This window comes from Streptomyces sp. NPDC052040 (assembly GCF_044548405.1).
Taxonomy (GTDB): domain Bacteria; phylum Actinomycetota; class Actinomycetes; order Streptomycetales; family Streptomycetaceae; genus Streptomyces.
On record NZ_JBIUBV010000024.1, the window covers coordinates 12,582 to 28,665 of the forward strand.

10 protein-coding genes are annotated in these 16,084 nt (G+C 70.7%); 6 read left to right on the forward strand and 4 right to left on the reverse strand.

The window, feature by feature from the left end:
• The first annotated feature begins 265 nt into the window (after positions 1-265).
• Positions 266-958 carry a ribosome hibernation-promoting factor, HPF/YfiA family gene (hpf, locus tag ACIHAA_RS30250; RefSeq protein ID WP_399822835.1) on the forward strand — a complete coding sequence of 231 codons (693 nt, stop codon included), beginning with the start codon at positions 266-268 and terminating at the stop codon, positions 956-958.
• A 216-nt stretch (positions 959-1,174) separates the two neighbouring features.
• Complete coding sequence (locus tag ACIHAA_RS30255; protein ID WP_399822748.1) at positions 1,175-1,921, forward strand: response regulator; 747 nt, start codon at positions 1,175-1,177, stop codon at positions 1,919-1,921.
• Between the two features lie 41 nt (positions 1,922-1,962).
• Here ACIHAA_RS30255 and ACIHAA_RS30260 read toward each other — a convergent pair whose 3' ends face one another.
• Together ACIHAA_RS30260 and ACIHAA_RS30265 are read right to left on the reverse strand one after the other, a co-directional pair.
• The gene (locus tag ACIHAA_RS30260) at positions 1,963-3,165 is read right to left on the reverse strand and encodes a winged helix-turn-helix domain-containing protein (protein WP_399822750.1); all 1,203 of its coding nucleotides are present in this window, start codon (positions 3,163-3,165) and stop codon (positions 1,963-1,965) included.
• Positions 3,166-3,389: 224 nt separating this feature from the next.
• Positions 3,390-3,968 (reverse strand): GNAT family N-acetyltransferase, encoded by a 579-nt coding sequence (locus tag ACIHAA_RS30265; protein WP_399822752.1) that lies wholly within the window; start codon positions 3,966-3,968, stop codon positions 3,390-3,392.
• Between the two features lie 309 nt (positions 3,969-4,277).
• Here ACIHAA_RS30265 and secA point away from each other — a divergent pair, with 309 nt between their 5' ends.
• A complete protein-coding gene (secA, locus tag ACIHAA_RS30270; RefSeq protein WP_399822754.1) occupies positions 4,278-7,091 on the forward strand; it encodes a preprotein translocase subunit SecA in 2,814 nt (937 codons plus the stop codon).
• Positions 7,092-7,192: 101 nt separating this feature from the next.
• Here the strand turns inward: secA and ACIHAA_RS30275 are convergent, their stop codons facing one another.
• Complete coding sequence (locus tag ACIHAA_RS30275) at positions 7,193-8,008, reverse strand: Rv3235 family protein (RefSeq protein WP_399822755.1); 816 nt, start codon at positions 8,006-8,008, stop codon at positions 7,193-7,195.
• Between the two features lie 315 nt (positions 8,009-8,323).
• Here ACIHAA_RS30275 and ACIHAA_RS30280 point away from each other — a divergent pair, with 315 nt between their 5' ends.
• Positions 8,324-8,839: a DUF6912 family protein gene (locus tag ACIHAA_RS30280; protein ID WP_399822757.1), complete on the forward strand. Its 516-nt coding sequence runs from the start codon at positions 8,324-8,326 to the stop codon at positions 8,837-8,839.
• Positions 8,840-8,975: 136 nt separating this feature from the next.
• The gene (locus ACIHAA_RS30285; RefSeq protein WP_399822759.1) at positions 8,976-9,641 is read left to right on the forward strand and encodes an HAD family hydrolase; all 666 of its coding nucleotides are present in this window, start codon (positions 8,976-8,978) and stop codon (positions 9,639-9,641) included.
• A gap of 73 nt (positions 9,642-9,714) precedes the next feature.
• On the opposite strand, the gene ACIHAA_RS30290 is transcribed toward ACIHAA_RS30285, so the two are convergent.
• The gene (locus ACIHAA_RS30290; RefSeq protein ID WP_399822761.1) at positions 9,715-10,281 is read right to left on the reverse strand and encodes a DJ-1/PfpI family protein; all 567 of its coding nucleotides are present in this window, start codon (positions 10,279-10,281) and stop codon (positions 9,715-9,717) included.
• 761 nt (positions 10,282-11,042) lie between these two features.
• Between ACIHAA_RS30290 and ACIHAA_RS30295 the strand changes: the two genes are divergently transcribed.
• A complete protein-coding gene (locus ACIHAA_RS30295) occupies positions 11,043-15,983 on the forward strand; it encodes an NAD-glutamate dehydrogenase (protein WP_399822762.1) in 4,941 nt (1,646 codons plus the stop codon).
• Positions 15,984-16,084: the final 101 nt, after the last annotated feature.

The following is a 16,084-nucleotide window of genomic DNA, read 5'->3' on the forward strand; positions in this document are numbered from 1 at the left end:
AATGGAGGTACGCGGCAGTAGAGGGTGACGCCATCCGTCCGGGCGAGATATGTTCGGTTGTGAGAGAAAGGCGCAGGCCATCCCTCGCTTATCCGAATGCCGTGCTGCGGGCTTTCTGCAATCAGCCGCAGCTGTGGGATGGATCGCCCACGGGGGAGGAGGAGGTGGAAGTCACCGAGTCCGTGGCTCCGGACGTCACCGGAGCCTGGTGCACAAGGGAGATGCTCCGCCAGGAATGCGGAGCTATCCGGGAACGGAGTTCTGCGTGGACATCGTCGTCAAGGGCCGCAAGACCGAGGTGCCCGAGCGGTTCCGGAAACACGTGGCCGAGAAGCTGAAGCTGGACAAGATCCAGAAGCTGGATGCCAAGGTGATCAGCCTGGACGTCGAGGTGTCCAAGGAGCCCAACCCCCGACAGGCCGACCGTTCCGACCGGGTGGAGATCACCCTCCGCTCCCGCGGTCCGGTGATCAGGGCCGAGGCGGCGGCCAGCGATCCGTATGCGGCACTCGACCTGGCGTCGGAGAAGCTCGAGGCGCGACTGCGCAAGGAGCACGACAAGCGCCACACCCGCCGCGGGGTCCGCAGGCTCACGGCGGCCGAGGTGCCCGACCACGTCCCGGGCGCGGCGACCCTCAACGGCAACGGCATCATCGTGTCGGACGAAGAGGCCGACGGTGTGCCGACCAAGAAGATCGGATCGCTCGAGGTGAAGGGTGAAGGCCCCCTCATCGTCCGTGAGAAGACACATGTCGCGTCCCCGATGTCGCTCGACCAGGCGCTCTACGAGATGGAGCTGGTCGGGCACGACTTCTATCTGTTCGTCGACTCCGAGACCAAGCAGCCCAGCGTCGTCTACCGTCGGCACGCCTACGACTACGGCGTCATCCACCTGAGTACCGACCAGATGGTCACCCAGACACAGCCGGCCGCGGCAGGCGGAGTGGTCGGCGGCTGATCCGACCCCGCCGGGTGACAAGCTGTACCGGTGTGCCCCTGGGAGAGCCCGTGCGCCCCCCAGGGGCATCCGTGTGCGGCTGTTTCTCGCCGCGCTCTGTCACCTGATGGCCGCCTGGACATGGAATCATGGCCGCAACGGCTCAACCGGTGGGCCGTTGCCTTGGGTTGGCGATGGCACAAGGACCATGGGCCACAGCCTTCAGGGGGAGGAACGATGGCGGACAGCTTCGGACCGATGCATGGCGCGGACGCCGACGACGGCGCCGTCGGCATGGACCCGGAGGCGGGCTCCTCTGGCGGTGAGCCCATCCGCGTCCTCGTGGTGGACGACCATGCGCTCTTCCGCCGCGGTCTGGAGATCGTGCTGGCCGCCGAGGAGGACATCCAGGTCGTCGGCGAGGCGGGGGACGGTGCGGAGGCGGTCGACAAGGCGGCCGATCTGCTGCCCGACATCGTGCTGATGGATGTGCGGATGCCCAAGCGGGGCGGGATCGAGGCCTGCACCTCCATCAAGGAGGTGGCCCCCAGCGCCAAGATCATTATGCTGACGATCAGCGACGAGGAGGCCGATCTCTACGACGCCATCAAGGCGGGCGCGACCGGCTATCTCCTCAAGGAGATCTCCACGGACGAGGTGGCCACGGCCATTCGCGCGGTCGCCGACGGCCAGTCGCAGATCAGCCCCTCCATGGCGTCCAAGCTCCTCACCGAGTTCAAGTCGATGATCCAGCGCACCGACGAACGCCGGCTGGTCCCCGCGCCGCGGCTCACCGACCGCGAGCTGGAGGTCCTCAAGCTCGTCGCCACCGGAATGAACAACCGGGACATCGCCAAGGAACTCTTCATCTCCGAGAACACCGTGAAGAACCATGTGCGCAACATCCTGGAGAAGCTGCAACTGCACTCCAGGATGGAGGCCGTGGTCTACGCGATGCGGGAGAAGATCCTCGAAATCCGCTGACGCCCGCTGACGTCCGCTGCCCCCCTCGGGCGGCCGCGGGGTCAGTCCTGGGCGCGGGCCAGCTCCCGCACCAGTGCCTCCCTCAGCTCCGTGGCGTCCATCCGTTCCACGCGCACGTCGGTGCAGTCCACCCAGGACGCCGCCTCCAGCAGGGCCTGCGCCACCGCCGGGACCGACCGCGGATCCTCCACCGTGACCTGCTTGGCGACCAGGGTCCTGCCCTCGCGCGCAGGATCCACCCGGCCGACCAGTCGCCCGCCCGCGAGCACCGGCATCGCGAAGTACCCGTGGACCCGCTTCTGCTTGGGGACGTAGGCCTCCAGCCGGTGGGTGAAGCCGAAGATCCGCTCCGTGCGCGCCCGTTCCCAGATCAGGGAGTCGAAGGGCGACAGCAGTGTGGTGCGGTGGCGGCCCCGCGCCGGGGCCGCCAGGGCCGCCGGATCCGCCCACGCCGGTTTGCCCCAGCCCTCGACCGTCACCGGCACCAGCCCGGAGTCCGCGATCACCGCGTCCACCTGCTCGCCCTTGAGGCGGTGGTAGTCCGCGATGTCCGCGCGGGTCCCGACACCCAGGGACTGCCCCGCGAGGCGCACCAGCCTGCGCAGGCACTCGGCGTCGTCCAGTTCGTCGTGCAGCAGTTCCCCGGGGACGGCGCGCTCGGCGAGGTCGTACACCCGCTTCCAGCCGCGGCGTTCGACGCACACCACCTCTCCGTACATCAGCGCGCGCTCCACCGCGACCTTGGTGCCGGACCAGTCCCACCACTCGCTGGTCCGCTTGGCGCCGCCCAGGTCCGTGGCGGTCAGCGGGCCCTCGGCGCGCAACTGCTTGACGACCTGGTCGTAGACGCCGTCGGGCAGCGCGTGATTCCAGTGCGGGCGGGAGCGGTAGGCGCGGCGGCGGAAGGCGAAGTGCGGCCACTCCTCGATGGGCAGGATGCAGGCGGCGTGCGACCAGTACTCGAAGGCATGGGGGCGAGGGCCGTCCGGGCCGTCCGGGGTCTGCGTCCAGTACGCCGCGTCGACCGCCTTGCGGCCCAGGGCGCCGAGGCGGGCGTAGGGGATGAGCTCGTGGGAGCGGGCGAGGACCGAGATGGTGTCGAGCTGGACCGCGCCGAGGTGGCGCAGCACTCCGCGGACTCCCGCCCGGCGGTCGGGCGCCCCGAGGAGGCCCTGCGCGCGCAGGACGATACGGCGGGCTTCGTCGGCGGTCAGTTCGGCGGCGGGGGGCGGCAGGCTCGACATGGTGACACCGTACGGCCCCCCACTGACAACGCCGGGTGGCCTGGCGCCGGGCCCAACGCCGAGTGGCCTGGCGCGGGGCTCCCGGACAACGCCGGGCGGCCCGAGGCGCCCGGTCCCGTGGACGACGCCGCGTGACTGGGCACCGGGCCCTGCGGACAACGCCGGGGCCCGGTCGGACCCTGCGGACGACGCCCGGGGGCCGGCCGGTGGGCCCCGGCCTCCGGCTACCCGGTCGTCGTCGGTGCCGGGAGGTACGGCATCGATGACCGCAGCCCCAGGTCGGACGGCAGGAGTGAGCCCACCCAGCAGTCCCTGCGGACGCCCTTGTTCTCGATCGCGGAGCGCAGGACGCCCTCCAGGGTGAAGCCCGCGCGCTGCGCGACCGCGCGGGAGGCCGCGTTGCCCACCTCGGCACGCCATTCCAGCCGGTCGACCGGCAGCCGGGTGAAGGCCCAGCGCGCGGCGGCGAGCGTCGCCTCGACGGTGTAGCCGTTGCCCCGGTGCTCCCTGGCCGTCCAGAAGCCCACCTCGGCGGCGTCCGGGGCGTGCGGGGTCAGTCCCAGCATTCCGACGAGCGCCCCGGACGGCAGGAAGACGCCGAAGGTGAACATCGAGCCGTCGGCCCAGCCGTCGGGGACGATCCGGCCGGTGAACTCCTCCGCGTGCTCACGCAGATACGGGGACGGAATCGTCGTCCAGCGCTGGATGTCGGGGTCCTGGGCGGCCGCGAACACGGCGTCGGCGTCCTGCGGACACACGGTGCGCAGCACCAGACGGTCGGTGGTCAGAGTGACGGGGTCCATCGCCCGATTCTCACCCCGGCTCCCGGACCGCCGTCACACCGGGCCCTCCTCTCCCGCGGCGGACCGGCCCCCGGCGCCGCCGGGCCGCAGCCGCCACGCCGTCGGGCCCCCACGTCCACCATCGTGTGAGGCGACGGTTACTTTTCGTGGTACGGACGCGGCACCTTCCGCCGTGCCCGTCCGTTGTCCTAGTGGCTGTCGGCGACAGACCTCCCGGCGTGGCGGGGTCCTCGCTTACGATGGCCGTTGCTCAAGCTGTCCTACATAACAAGACCGTCCCAGGCCCGACCGGCAAGGAGACAAACCCCCGTGTCCGTCCTCTCGAAGATCATGCGTGCAGGCGAAGGCAAGATCCTGCGCAAGCTGCACCGCATCGCGGACCAGGTCAACTCCATCGAAGAGGACTTCGTCGACCTCTCCGACGCCGAGCTGCGGGCCCTCACCGATGAGTACAAGCAGCGGTACGCCGACGGCGAGAGCCTCGACGACCTGCTGCCCGAGGCATTCGCCACGGTGCGCGAGGCCGCCAAGCGCGTCCTCGGCCAGCGTCACTACGACGTGCAGATGATGGGCGGTGCCGCGCTGCACCTCGGCTATGTCGCCGAGATGAAGACCGGTGAGGGCAAGACGCTCGTCGGTACCCTGCCCGCGTATCTGAACGCCCTGTCCGGAGACGGCGTCCACATCGTCACGGTCAACGACTACCTGGCCGAGCGCGACTCCGAGATGATGGGCCGCGTCCACCGGTTCCTGGGACTGGACGTCGGCTGCATCCTGGCGAACATGACCCCGGCCCAGCGCCGCGAGCAGTACGCCTGCGACATCACCTACGGCACGAACAACGAGTTCGGCTTCGACTACCTCCGCGACAACATGGCGTGGTCGCAGGACGAGCTGGTCCAGCGCGGGCACAACTTCGCGGTCGTCGACGAGGTCGACTCCATCCTGATCGACGAGGCCCGTACACCGCTGATCATCTCGGGCCCCGCCGACCAGGCCACCAAGTGGTACGGCGACTTCGCCAAGCTGGTCGTCCGGCTGAAGCGCGGCGAGGCGGGCAACCCGCTGAAGGGCCTCGAGGAGACCGGCGACTACGACGTCGACGAGAAGAAGCGCACGGTCGCCATCCACGAGTCCGGCGTCTCCAAGGTCGAGGACTGGCTGGGCATCGACAACCTCTACGAGTCGGTGAACACCCCGCTCGTCGGTTACCTGAACAACGCCATCAAGGCGAAGGAACTGTTCAAGAAGGACAAGGACTACGTCGTCATCGACGGCGAGGTCATGATCGTCGACGAGCACACCGGCCGTATCCTCGCGGGCCGCCGCTACAACGAGGGCATGCACCAGGCGATCGAGGCGAAGGAAGGGGTGGACATCAAGGACGAGAACCAGACGCTCGCCACGATCACCCTCCAGAACTTCTTCCGCCTCTACAACAAGCTCTCCGGCATGACCGGTACGGCGATGACCGAGGCCGCCGAGTTCCACCAGATCTACAAGCTCGGCGTGGTCCCGATCCCGACCAACAGGCCGATGGTCCGCAAGGACCAGTCGGACCTGATCTACCGCACCGAGGTCGCGAAGTTCGAGGCGGTCGTCGACGACATCGCCGAGAAGCACGAGAAGGGCCAGCCGATCCTGGTCGGCACCACCTCGGTCGAGAAGTCCGAGTACCTCTCGCAGCAGCTCAGCAAGCGCGGCATCCAGCACGAGGTGCTGAACGCCAAGCACCACGAGCGCGAGGCCGTGATCGTCGCCCAGGCGGGCCGCAAGGGCGCGGTGACCGTGGCCACCAACATGGCCGGCCGTGGTACGGACATCAAGCTCGGCGGCAACCCCGAGGACCTCGCCGAGGCCGAGCTGCGGCAGCGCGGGCTCGACCCCGAGGAGCACATCGAGGAGTGGGCGCAGGCCCTGCCGACCGCCCTGGAGCGGGCCGAGCACGCGGTCAAGGCCGAGAAGGACGAGGTCGAGGATCTCGGCGGCCTGTATGTGCTGGGCACCGAGCGTCACGAGTCCCGCCGTATCGACAACCAGCTGCGCGGCCGCAGCGGCCGTCAGGGCGACCCCGGCGAGTCCCGCTTCTACCTCTCGCTGGGCGACGACCTGATGCGCCTGTTCAAGGCCCAGATGGTCGAGCGCGTGATGTCGATGGCGAACGTCCCGGACGATGTGCCGATCGAGAACAAGATGGTCACGCGCGCGATCGCGTCCGCCCAGTCGCAGGTCGAGACGCAGAACTTCGAGACCCGGAAGAACGTCCTCAAGTACGACGAGGTCCTCAACCGGCAGCGTGAGGTCATCTACGGCGAGCGCCGCCGCGTCCTGGAGGGCGAGGACCTGCACGAGCAGATCCAGCACTTCATGGACGACACGATCGACGCCTATGTGGCCGCCGAGACCGCCGACGGCTTCGCCGAGGAATGGGACCTGGACCGGCTGTGGGGCGCCTTCAAGCAGCTCTACCCGGTGAAGGTCACCATCGAGGAGCTGGAGGAGGCCGCGGGCGACCGCGCCGGGCTGACCGCCGAGTTCCTCGCCGAGTCCATCAAGGACGACATCCACGAGCAGTACGAGCAGCGTGAGACGCAGCTCGGCTCCGAGATCATGCGTGAGCTGGAGCGCCGGGTCGTGCTGTCGGTCCTGGACCGCAAGTGGCGCGAGCACCTCTACGAGATGGACTACCTCCAGGAGGGCATCGGCCTGCGCGCGATGGCGCAGAAGGACCCGCTGGTCGAGTACCAGCGCGAGGGCTTCGACATGTTCACCGCCATGATGGAGGGCATCAAGGAGGAGTCCGTCGGCTATCTGTTCAACCTGGAGGTCCAGGTCGAGCAGCAGGTCGAGGAGGTCCCCGTCGAGGAGGCCCAGCCCTCGCTGGAGAAGGAGGAGGCCGTGGCGGCCCAGGCGGCCCGCCCGGAGATCCGGGCCAAGGGCTTGGAGGCCCCGCAGCGCCGCGAGCGGCTGCACTTCTCCGCGCCGACCGTGGACGGCGAGGGCGGCATCGTCGAGGGCGACTTCGCCGGTGACGACGGCGAGCCGGTCCGCTCCGAGGCGGACGGCCTGACGCGTGCGGAGCGCCGCAAGCAGGCCAAGGGCGGCCGTCGCCGCAAGAAGTGAGGCAGCCTTCGGTGGGAGAGCGACAGCCTCCCGGCGGTACGGCTGGATGAGTTCCGCGAGGGGCCGGGCACCTGGGGGTGCCCGGCCCCTCGGCGTTGCGTTCAGTCCTCGTCGGTCCGCGATGCCCGGGGGCCGCCCAGTTCCACCGCCGTGCAGCGCCAGCGGCGGTCGCGGCCGCACTCCAGGCGGAACGCCATGGCGCGCAGCTGGTCGCCCGCGCCGATCCGGGCGAAGGCCTCGATCGCGCCCGGGCGCGGGACGTAGTAGCCGATGTCGCGGACGACCGGGCGGGTGCCGTGGGCACGCAGCGGACCGTGCGCGGCGAGCCGGATCAGCTCGTCGTAGGCCCGGCCGGCGGTGTGGCGGAGCATGCTGTGCACCGGGCGCTGCCCGCTGAGCACCGACAGCAGACGGTCGGCGAAGAGGTCGGTCGGGCGCGGCTGGGGAACGGGGACCGCGCGGGGGACCGGGATCTTGTGGGGGGCCGGGGCCGCTTGGGCCGGGGTGCCGGGCAGGGGCGGTGCGGTGGCCGTGCCCCGGGCGCTGGGGGCGCGGCTGGCCGTTGTCGGCGGCCTCCTCGCGGCGTCCGGTGTCGTCGCCTTTCGCCGGGTGCCCGGCGTCGTCGCCTTCTGCCTGGAGCCCGGTGCTGTCGCCTTCTGCCTGGAGCCCGGCGTCGTTGCCTTCTGGCGGGTGCGCGGTGCCGTGGGCGGTGCGTTCCGGGGCCGTGCCGAGGCCGGGGCCGGGGTCGTGGCGGGTGTTTCGGACGTCGTCGGGGTTGTGCCCGAGGGTGGGTTCTGGCGGCGGGGTGTGCGGTGCGGGGCTGCGGTGGGGTGGCGGGGGTCGTGGCGGGACGGTGGGCGGGTGGTCGGGCGGGGCTTGACGGAGGGTGTGCCGTTCCTGGTCATGACCTTGTTCATGCGGATCCCCGTTTCGCGGGAGCGGCTGGTACCAGTGGGTAACTTGTCGCCGGGATCCTCCACCGGGTGAAGCGGATTCTTCGGCGGCGCGGGGCCGGGCGCCGTCGCACGGAAAGTTCACCTATCAGGGTGGGAGAGGGGGCCTTGGCCCTGGCGCGGAGGGGACGGGGAGGGTGAGATCGCGCTGCCCGGTTGACGGTGGGGTACGGGTTCGGAGGGGCTCGAAGGGGGACACGCGCACGTATCCTGGGGTGACTCGCCGGAGGCTCCCAGGGGCCGCCCGGCGTCCCTGACCGACTACGAAAGCGGCTCGTCATGCGCGTCTACGTCCCTCTGACCCTCTCCGGTCTCGCCGAGGCGTACAAGACGGGCGAGCTGGGCTCCGGACCGGTGGCCGCGTATGCCGTCACCCCCGCCCTGCGCGAGTGGTACCTCTGCGACGACATCGAGGAGCTGGAGTACGCGGCGCTGAGCCGGGCCGCGCTGGCCTCCCTGCGGCTGCTGGCGCAGGACCCGGACGCGCCGCGGCGCCGGGTCGTCGTCGCGGTGGACGTGCCGGACGGCGCGGCGGCGGCCGACCCCGACCGCGCGCTGGACCCGGCCGCGCTCGGCGAGGTACGGGTGGCGGGAGCCGTCCCGCTGGCCAAGGCGGCCGCGGTGCATGTCGACGCGGACGACGCCGAGGCGGAGGTGGCCGCGGCGGCCCGGGCCGTCCCGGCCGCCGAGGGCGGGGACGACGACGCCCAGTTCGTCGTGGACGGTGCCGAGGATCACGAGCTGCTCTGGTACGCGACCCAGGAGATCCCGAACCTCCTGGGTTCGCCCCGCTGACCCGGCTCCACCTACGCGCCCCGCTGGCCCGGCTCAGTGATCCACCCTGCCGACCCCGTTCCCTCTGATCAGCCCCCGCGGGCCTCTCGTGGCCGGGGTGCGGTGATTGTCAGTGGGGCCGGGTACGTTTTCAGGCATGGGGATGCAGGAGAACGCGCACATCGTCTGGGACTGGAACGGGACGCTGTTCCACGACAATGACGCGATCATCGGAGCCACGAACGCGGCGTTCGCGGAGCTGGGTCTGGAGCCGATCACGCTGGAGCGGTACCGGGCGCTGTACTGCGTGCCCGTGCCGAAGTTCTACGAGCGGCTGATGGGGCGGCTGCCCACCGAGATCGAGTGGGAGGTCATGGACGGGGCCTTCCACCGCCACTACGCGCAGCACCGGGTCCGGTGCGGGCTCACCACGGGCGCGGTGGAGCTGCTCTCGGGCTGGCGCTCGGCGGGCCGCAGCCAGTCCCTGCTGAGCATGTATGTGCACGAGGAACTGGTGCCGCTCGTGCGGGGGTTCGGGATCGAGACGCACTTCCTGCGGGTGGAGGGGCGGACGGGCCCCTCCGGCGGCAGCAAGGCCGAGCACATGGTCCGCCATATACAGGCCCTCGGCACCGTCGACCCCGCGCGCACGGTGGTCATCGGGGACGCCGCCGACGACGCGCTGGCCGCCCGGCACGTCGGGGCGCGGGCCGTGCTCTACACCGGTGGCTCGCACGGCCGAGCGAGCCTGGAGGGGGCCGGCGCGCCGGTGGTCGACACGCTGGAGGAAGCCGTCGCGGAGGCCGGGCGTCTGGTGGCGTGAGGGGGACGCGGCGCCACCCCGGAGGCCCCCCGAGGGACGCCGCGCCCTCATGCCGCTGTCCCGGCGCCGCCTCTCAGCTCGCCGGTGCCTTCGCCCGCAGCACCGTGAGGAACTCCCGCATCCAGCCGGAATGGTCCGGCCAGGCGCGGGAGGAGACGAGGGTGCCGTCGACGACCGCCTCGGTGTCCTGGAAAGTGGCGCCACAGGCCTGCATGTCCGGCTCCAGCGCCGGATAGGCCGTGACCCGCCGCCCGCGCAGGGCGTCGACCGAGGCGGTGAGCAGCGGGCCGTGGCAGATCTGGGCGACCGGCCGGTCGGTGTCGAAGAACGACTTGACGATCTTGCGGAGTTCGGGGTCGTTGCGGAGGTATTCGGGGGCGCGGCCGCCGGGGATCACCAGGGCGACGTAGTCCCCGGGGTCGACATCGGCGAAGGCCAGGTCGGCCGGCCAGGTGTAGCCGGGCTTCTCGGTGTAGGTGTCGAAGCCGGGTTCGAAGTCATGGACGACGAAGCGGAGGGTCTTGCGGCTCGGTGCCGCGATGTGGACCTCGTATCCCTCCTCGCGAAGGCGCTGGTAGGGGTAGAGGACCTCCAGTGATTCCGCCGCGTCGCCGGTCACGATCAGGATCTTCTGCGTCATGTGCGCTGTGCTCCCCTCGGTCGTGCGGTCGGCCCGTCGAGTGCCTTCCGGCAACGTGCCTCAAGGCCGGGGGCGCTGCCAAGGGGGCCCGTACGGTTCGTACCGCCATGCTCGCACCGACGGCTCCGCACGGCGTGCACCGACGGCCCTGCACACCGAGTACCGACGGCACACACGGCCCCGTGCGGCACGCGGGGAACCCGGCGCGGTGTGGCGTCGTGGGCTCTGTGCGGGTCCGTCGTGGGCTCTGCGTGGGTCCGTCGGGGGTCCTGCGCGGTGCTTTTCGGGGGCCCTGCACGGAGGGGCCCACTTCGTCCCTGTGCAGAACGTCAAAGTTCACCCCCCTCTTTTGTACACATACGGCTCATGACGTGCCCCCGGGGGAGAGCGATAGCCTGGGGGCGTGATCAGCGCGATACCTCGCGGGGACGTCGTCGTCCCTGCTGTGCGCCCGGTGAGCACGGACTGTGTCCGTGACCGGGCGGCGGTCGCTGGTCTTCGCAGGCGGGGCCGGTCGTACAGGGCGCCGCAGGCGCCCGGTGCGGCAGCTGGGGCGCCGGGGACGCGAGAGGCGCGGAACGCGCCGGGAGCAGCGTCACAGTCGCCGAGGGTGCCGGACACGGCCGACAACTCCTCGCTCATCTCTCCAAGCGGCATGGCGTCGACAGAGACCGGACATCCCGCGTCACGGCGTCACGTCGGAGAAGAGACCGTACTTCCTTCTACGTCACGCAACGGCGCGCGACAGGAGCCAGAGGACAATGCAGACCAAGCTGGACGAAGCCAAGGCCGAGCTGCTCGAGAGGGCCGCCCGGGTAGCTGAGAACAGCCCGGTCGGGGGGCACCTACCGACTGGGACGAAGGGCGCGGGGGCCCCGGACCGGGACACCGTGCTCACGTTCCTCCAGCGCTACTACCTGCACACCGCCCCGGAGGACCTGGCCGACCGCGATCCGGTCGACGTGCTGGGTGCCGCCTTCTCGCACTACCGGCTGGCCGAGACGCGCCCCCAGGGCACGGCGAACGTGCGCGTCCACACCCCCACCGTCGAGGAGAACGGCTGGACCTGCAGCCACTCCGTGGTGGAGGTCGTGACCGACGACATGCCCTTCCTGGTCGACTCGGTCACCAATGAGCTGTCCCGGCAGGGCCGCGGCATCCATGTCGTCGTCCACCCGCAGTTCGTGGTCCGCCGCGATCTGACCGGCAAGCTGCTGGAGGTGCTGCCCGCGGTACCCGGCGGCGACCTGCCGCACGACGCGCATGTCGAGTCCTGGATCCACGTCGAGATCGACCGCGAGACCGACCGCGCCGACCTCAAGCAGATCACCGCGGACCTGCTGCGCGTCCTGTCCGACGTCCGCGAGGCCGTCGAGGACTGGGAGAAGATGCGCGACTGCGCGCTGCGCGTCGCCGCCGACCTCCAGAAGGAGCCGGTGCCCGCGGACCTGCCCGACGCGGAGCTCGAGGAGGCCGGTGAGCTGCTGCGCTGGCTGTCCGCCGACCACTTCACCTTCCTCGGCTACCGCGAGTACGAGCTGCGCGAGGACGACTCGCTGGCCGCCGTGCCAGGCACCGGGCTCGGCATACTGCGCTCGGACCCGCACCACGCGAGCGACGAGGCCCACCCGGTCAGCCCGTCCTTCGAGCGGCTGCCCGCCGACGCCCGCGCCAAGGCCCGCGAGCACCGGCTGCTGGTCCTCACCAAGGCCAACAGTCGCGCGACCGTGCACCGGCCCTCGTACCTCGACTACGTCGGCGTGAAGAAGTTCGACGAGAACGGCAATGTCGTCGGCGAGCGCCGCTTCCTCGGCCTGTTCTCGTCCGCCGCCTACACCGAGTCCGTGCGCCGGGTGCCGGTCATCCGGCGCAAGGTCGACCAGGTCCTCAAGGGCGCCGGGTTCTCCCCGCACAGCCACGACGGCCGCGACCTGCTCCAGATCCTGGAGACCTACCCGCGCGACGAGCTGTTCCAGACCCCGGTCGACGAACTGCGCTCCATCGTCACCTCGGTCCTCTACCTCCAGGAGCGCCGCCGACTGCGGCTCTACCTGCGCCAGGACGAGTACGGCCGCTACTACTCGGCCCTCGTCTACCTCCCGCGCGACCGCTACACCACCGGTGTCCGGCTGCGGATCATCGACATCCTCAAGGAGGAACTCGGCGGCACCAGCGTCGACTTCACGGCCTGGAACACCGAGTCCATCCTGTCCCGTCTGCACTTCGTGGTGCGCGTCCCGCAGGGCACCGAGCTGCCCGAGCTGTCCGACGCCGACAAGGAGCGCATCGAGGCACGCCTGGCGGAGGCCGCCCGCTCCTGGGCCGACTCCTTCGCCGAGGCGCTGAACGCCGAACTTGGCGAGGAGCGCGCCTCCGAGCTCCAGCGCCGCTACGCCAACGCCTTCCCCGAGGGCTACAAGGCCGACCACACCCCCCGCGCCGCGGTCGCCGACCTGGTCCACCTGGAGCAGCTCACCACCGACGAGGGCGGCAGGAACTTCGCGCTCAGCCTGTACGAGCCGGTGGGTGTCGGCCCCGGCGAGCGCCGCTTCAAGATCTACCGCAAGGGCGAGGCGGTCTCCCTGTCCGCCGTGCTGCCGGTGCTCCAGCGGCTCGGCGTCGAGGTCATCGACGAGCGCCCGTACGAGCTGCGCTGCACGGACCGCACCATCGCGTGGATCTACGACTTCGGACTGCGCCTGCCGAAGTCCCTGGTGGCAGGCGGCGACCAGCTCGGCGACGACGCCCGTGAGCGCTTCCAGGACGCCTTCGCCGCGACCTGGACCGGGCAGGCCGAGAACGACGGCTTCAATGCCCTGGTGCTGAGTGCCGGGCTCACCTGGCGGCAGGCGATGGTGCTGCGCGCGTACGCCAAGTACCTGCGCCAGGCCGGTTCCACCTTCAGCCAGGACTACATGGAGGACACCCTCCGCAACAATGTCCACACCACCCGGCTGCTCGTCTCGCTGTTCGAGGCGCGGATGTCGCCCGAGCGGCAGCGGGCCGGTCTGGAGCTGACCGACGCCCTGCTGGAGGAGCTGGACGCCGCCCTCGACCAGGTCGCCTCGCTGGACGAGGACCGGATCCTGCGGTCCTTCCTCACCCTGATCAAGGCGACCCTGCGCACCAACTTCTTCCAGGAGTCGCGCGGCGGCACCCCGCACGACTACGTGTCCATGAAGTTCGACCCGCAGGCCATCCCGGATCTGCCGGCGCCACGCCCGGCGTACGAGATCTGGGTGTACTCGCCGCGTGTCGAGGGCGTGCACCTGCGCTTCGGCAAGGTCGCGCGCGGCGGTCTGCGCTGGTCCGACCGGCGTGAGGACTTCCGCACCGAGATCCTCGGCCTGGTCAAGGCGCAGATGGTGAAGAACACCGTCATCGTGCCCGTGGGCGCCAAGGGCGGCTTCGTCGCCAAGCAGCTGCCCGACCCCGCCGAGGACCGGGACGCCTGGCTGGCGGAGGGCATCCGCAGCTACCGCACCTTCATCTCGGCGCTGCTGGACATCACCGACAACATGGTGGCAGGCGAGGTCGTGCCGCCCGCGGACGTGGTCCGGCACGACACCGACGACACCTATCTCGTGGTGGCCGCGGACAAGGGCACGGCGACGTTCTCCGACATCGCCAACGAGGTCGCCGTGAGCTACGGCTTCTGGCTGGGCGACGCCTTCGCCTCCGGCGGCTCGGCGGGCTACGACCACAAGAAGATGGGCATCACCGCGCGCGGCGCCTGGGAGTCCGTGAAGCGGCACTTCCGCGAGCTGGGCGTGGACACCCAGGCCGAGGACTTCACCGTGGTCGGCATCGGTGACATGTCCGGCGACGTGTTCGGCAACGGCATGCTGCTGTCCGAGCACATCCGCCTGGTCGCGGCCTTCGACCACCGGCACATCTTCATCGACCCCGCCCCGGAGGCGGCGTCCTCCTACGCCGAGCGCCGCCGCCTGTTCGACCTGCCGCGCTCCTCGTGGGCCGACTACGACACCGCCCTGCTGTCCGCGGGCGGCGGCATCTTCCCGCGGTCCGCGAAGTCGATCCCGCTGAACGCGCACATCCGCGAGGCGCTGGGCATCGAGGGCACGGTCGCCAAGATGACCCCGGCCGACCTGATGCGGACCATCCTCAGCGCGCCGGTGGACCTGCTGTGGAACGGCGGCATCGGCACCTACGTCAAGTCCTCCGCGGAGTCCAACGCGGACGTCGGCGACAAGGCGAACGACGCCATCCGGGTCGACGGCAAGGACCTGCGGGTCAAGGTCGTGGGCGAGGGCGGCAACCTGGGCCTGACCCAGCTCGGCCGGATCGAGTTCGCCCAGGACGGCGGCCGGATCAACACCGACGCCATCGACAACAGCGCGGGCGTGGACACCTCCGACCACGAGGTGAACATCAAGATCCTGCTCAACGCGGTCGTCGCCAACGGCGATCTGACGGTCAAGCAGCGCAACCGGGTGCTCGCCGAGATGACCGACGAGGTCGGCACGCTGGTGCTGCGCAACAACTACGCGCAGAACACGGCGATCGCCAACGCCCTCTTCCAGTCGAAGGACATGCTGCACGCGCAGGCGCGCTTCCTGCGCCACCTGGTGCGCGAGGGCCACCTCGACCGGGCGCTGGAGTTCCTGCCCAGCGACCGCCAGATCCGCGAGCGGCTGACCGCGGGCCAGGGCCTGACCGGCCCGGAGACGGCCGTCGTGCTGGCGTACACCAAGATCACGGTCGCCAAGGAGCTGCTGGAGACGCAGCTGCCCGACGACCCGTATCTGCGGGGCCTGCTGCACGACTACTTCCCGACGGCGCTGCGCGAGCGGTTCCCCGAGCAGATCGACGGCCACGCGCTGCGCCGGGAGATCGCGACGACCCTGCTGGTCAACGACACGGTCAACACGGGCGGTACGAGCTTCCTGCACCGGATGCGCGAGGAGACGGGCGCCTCGCTGGAGGAGATCGTCCGGGCGCAGACCGCGTCCCGCGCCATCTTCCACTCGGGTGCGGTGTGGGACGCGGTCGAGGCCCTCGACAACAAGGTCGACGCCGACGTCCAGACCCGGATCCGGCTGCACTCGCGGCGGCTGGTCGAGCGCGGCACCCGCTGGCTGCTCAACAACCGGCCGCAGCCGCTGGAACTCACCGGGACGATCGCCTTCTTCGGCGACCGGGTCGAGCAGGTCTGGAGCGAGCTGCCCAAGCTGCTGCGCGGCGCGGACCTGGAGTGGTGGCAGAAGATCTACGACGAGCTGACCGGCGCCGGGGTCCCGGACGAGGTCGCCACCCGGGTGGCCGGTTTCTCCTCGGCCTTCCCCGCGCTGGACATCGTCTCCGTCGCCGATCGCACCGGCAAGGACCCGATGGACGTCGCCGAGGTCTACTACGACCTCGCCGACCGCCTCTCCATCACCCAGCTGATGGACCGCATCATCGAACTGCCGCGCACGGACCGGTGGCAGTCGATGGCCCGCGCGGCGATCCGTGAGGACCTCTACGCGGCCCACGCGGGTCTGACGGCCGAGGTGCTGGCCGCGGGCGACGGGACCGCCACCCCGGAGCAGCGGTTCGAGACCTGGCAGGAGAAGAACGGGGCGATCCTGGCCCGGGCCAGGACGACCCTGGACGAGATCGCGGGCTCGGACTCCTTCGACCTCGCGAACCTCTCGGTCGCCATGCGCACCATGCGGACGCTGCTGCGGACGCACAGCTAGCGCGCGGTCCGCGGTACGACGGCGGGGGCGCCCCTCACGGGGGGCGCCCCCGTTTCGCGTATCCGGAGACCCTGCCCGCGGCCGCCCGTCCCGTACCGCTT

Excerpts from the sequence above, each read along its gene's own strand:
- ACIHAA_RS30255 (WP_399822748.1), top strand. The coding sequence starts at position 1,175 with ATGGCGGACAGCTTCGGACCGATGCATGGCGCGGACGCCGACGACGGC.
- ACIHAA_RS30260 (WP_399822750.1), bottom strand. The coding sequence starts at position 3,165 with ATGTCGAGCCTGCCGCCCCCCGCCGCCGAACTGACCGCCGACGAAGCC.
- ACIHAA_RS30265 (WP_399822752.1), bottom strand. The coding sequence starts at position 3,968 with ATGGACCCCGTCACTCTGACCACCGACCGTCTGGTGCTGCGCACCGTG.
- ACIHAA_RS30275 (WP_399822755.1), bottom strand. The coding sequence starts at position 8,008 with ATGAACAAGGTCATGACCAGGAACGGCACACCCTCCGTCAAGCCCCGC.
- ACIHAA_RS30280 (WP_399822757.1), top strand. The coding sequence starts at position 8,324 with ATGCGCGTCTACGTCCCTCTGACCCTCTCCGGTCTCGCCGAGGCGTAC.
- ACIHAA_RS30285 (WP_399822759.1), top strand. The coding sequence starts at position 8,976 with ATGGGGATGCAGGAGAACGCGCACATCGTCTGGGACTGGAACGGGACG.
- ACIHAA_RS30290 (WP_399822761.1), bottom strand. The coding sequence starts at position 10,281 with ATGACGCAGAAGATCCTGATCGTGACCGGCGACGCGGCGGAATCACTG.
- ACIHAA_RS30295 (WP_399822762.1), top strand. The coding sequence starts at position 11,043 with ATGCAGACCAAGCTGGACGAAGCCAAGGCCGAGCTGCTCGAGAGGGCC.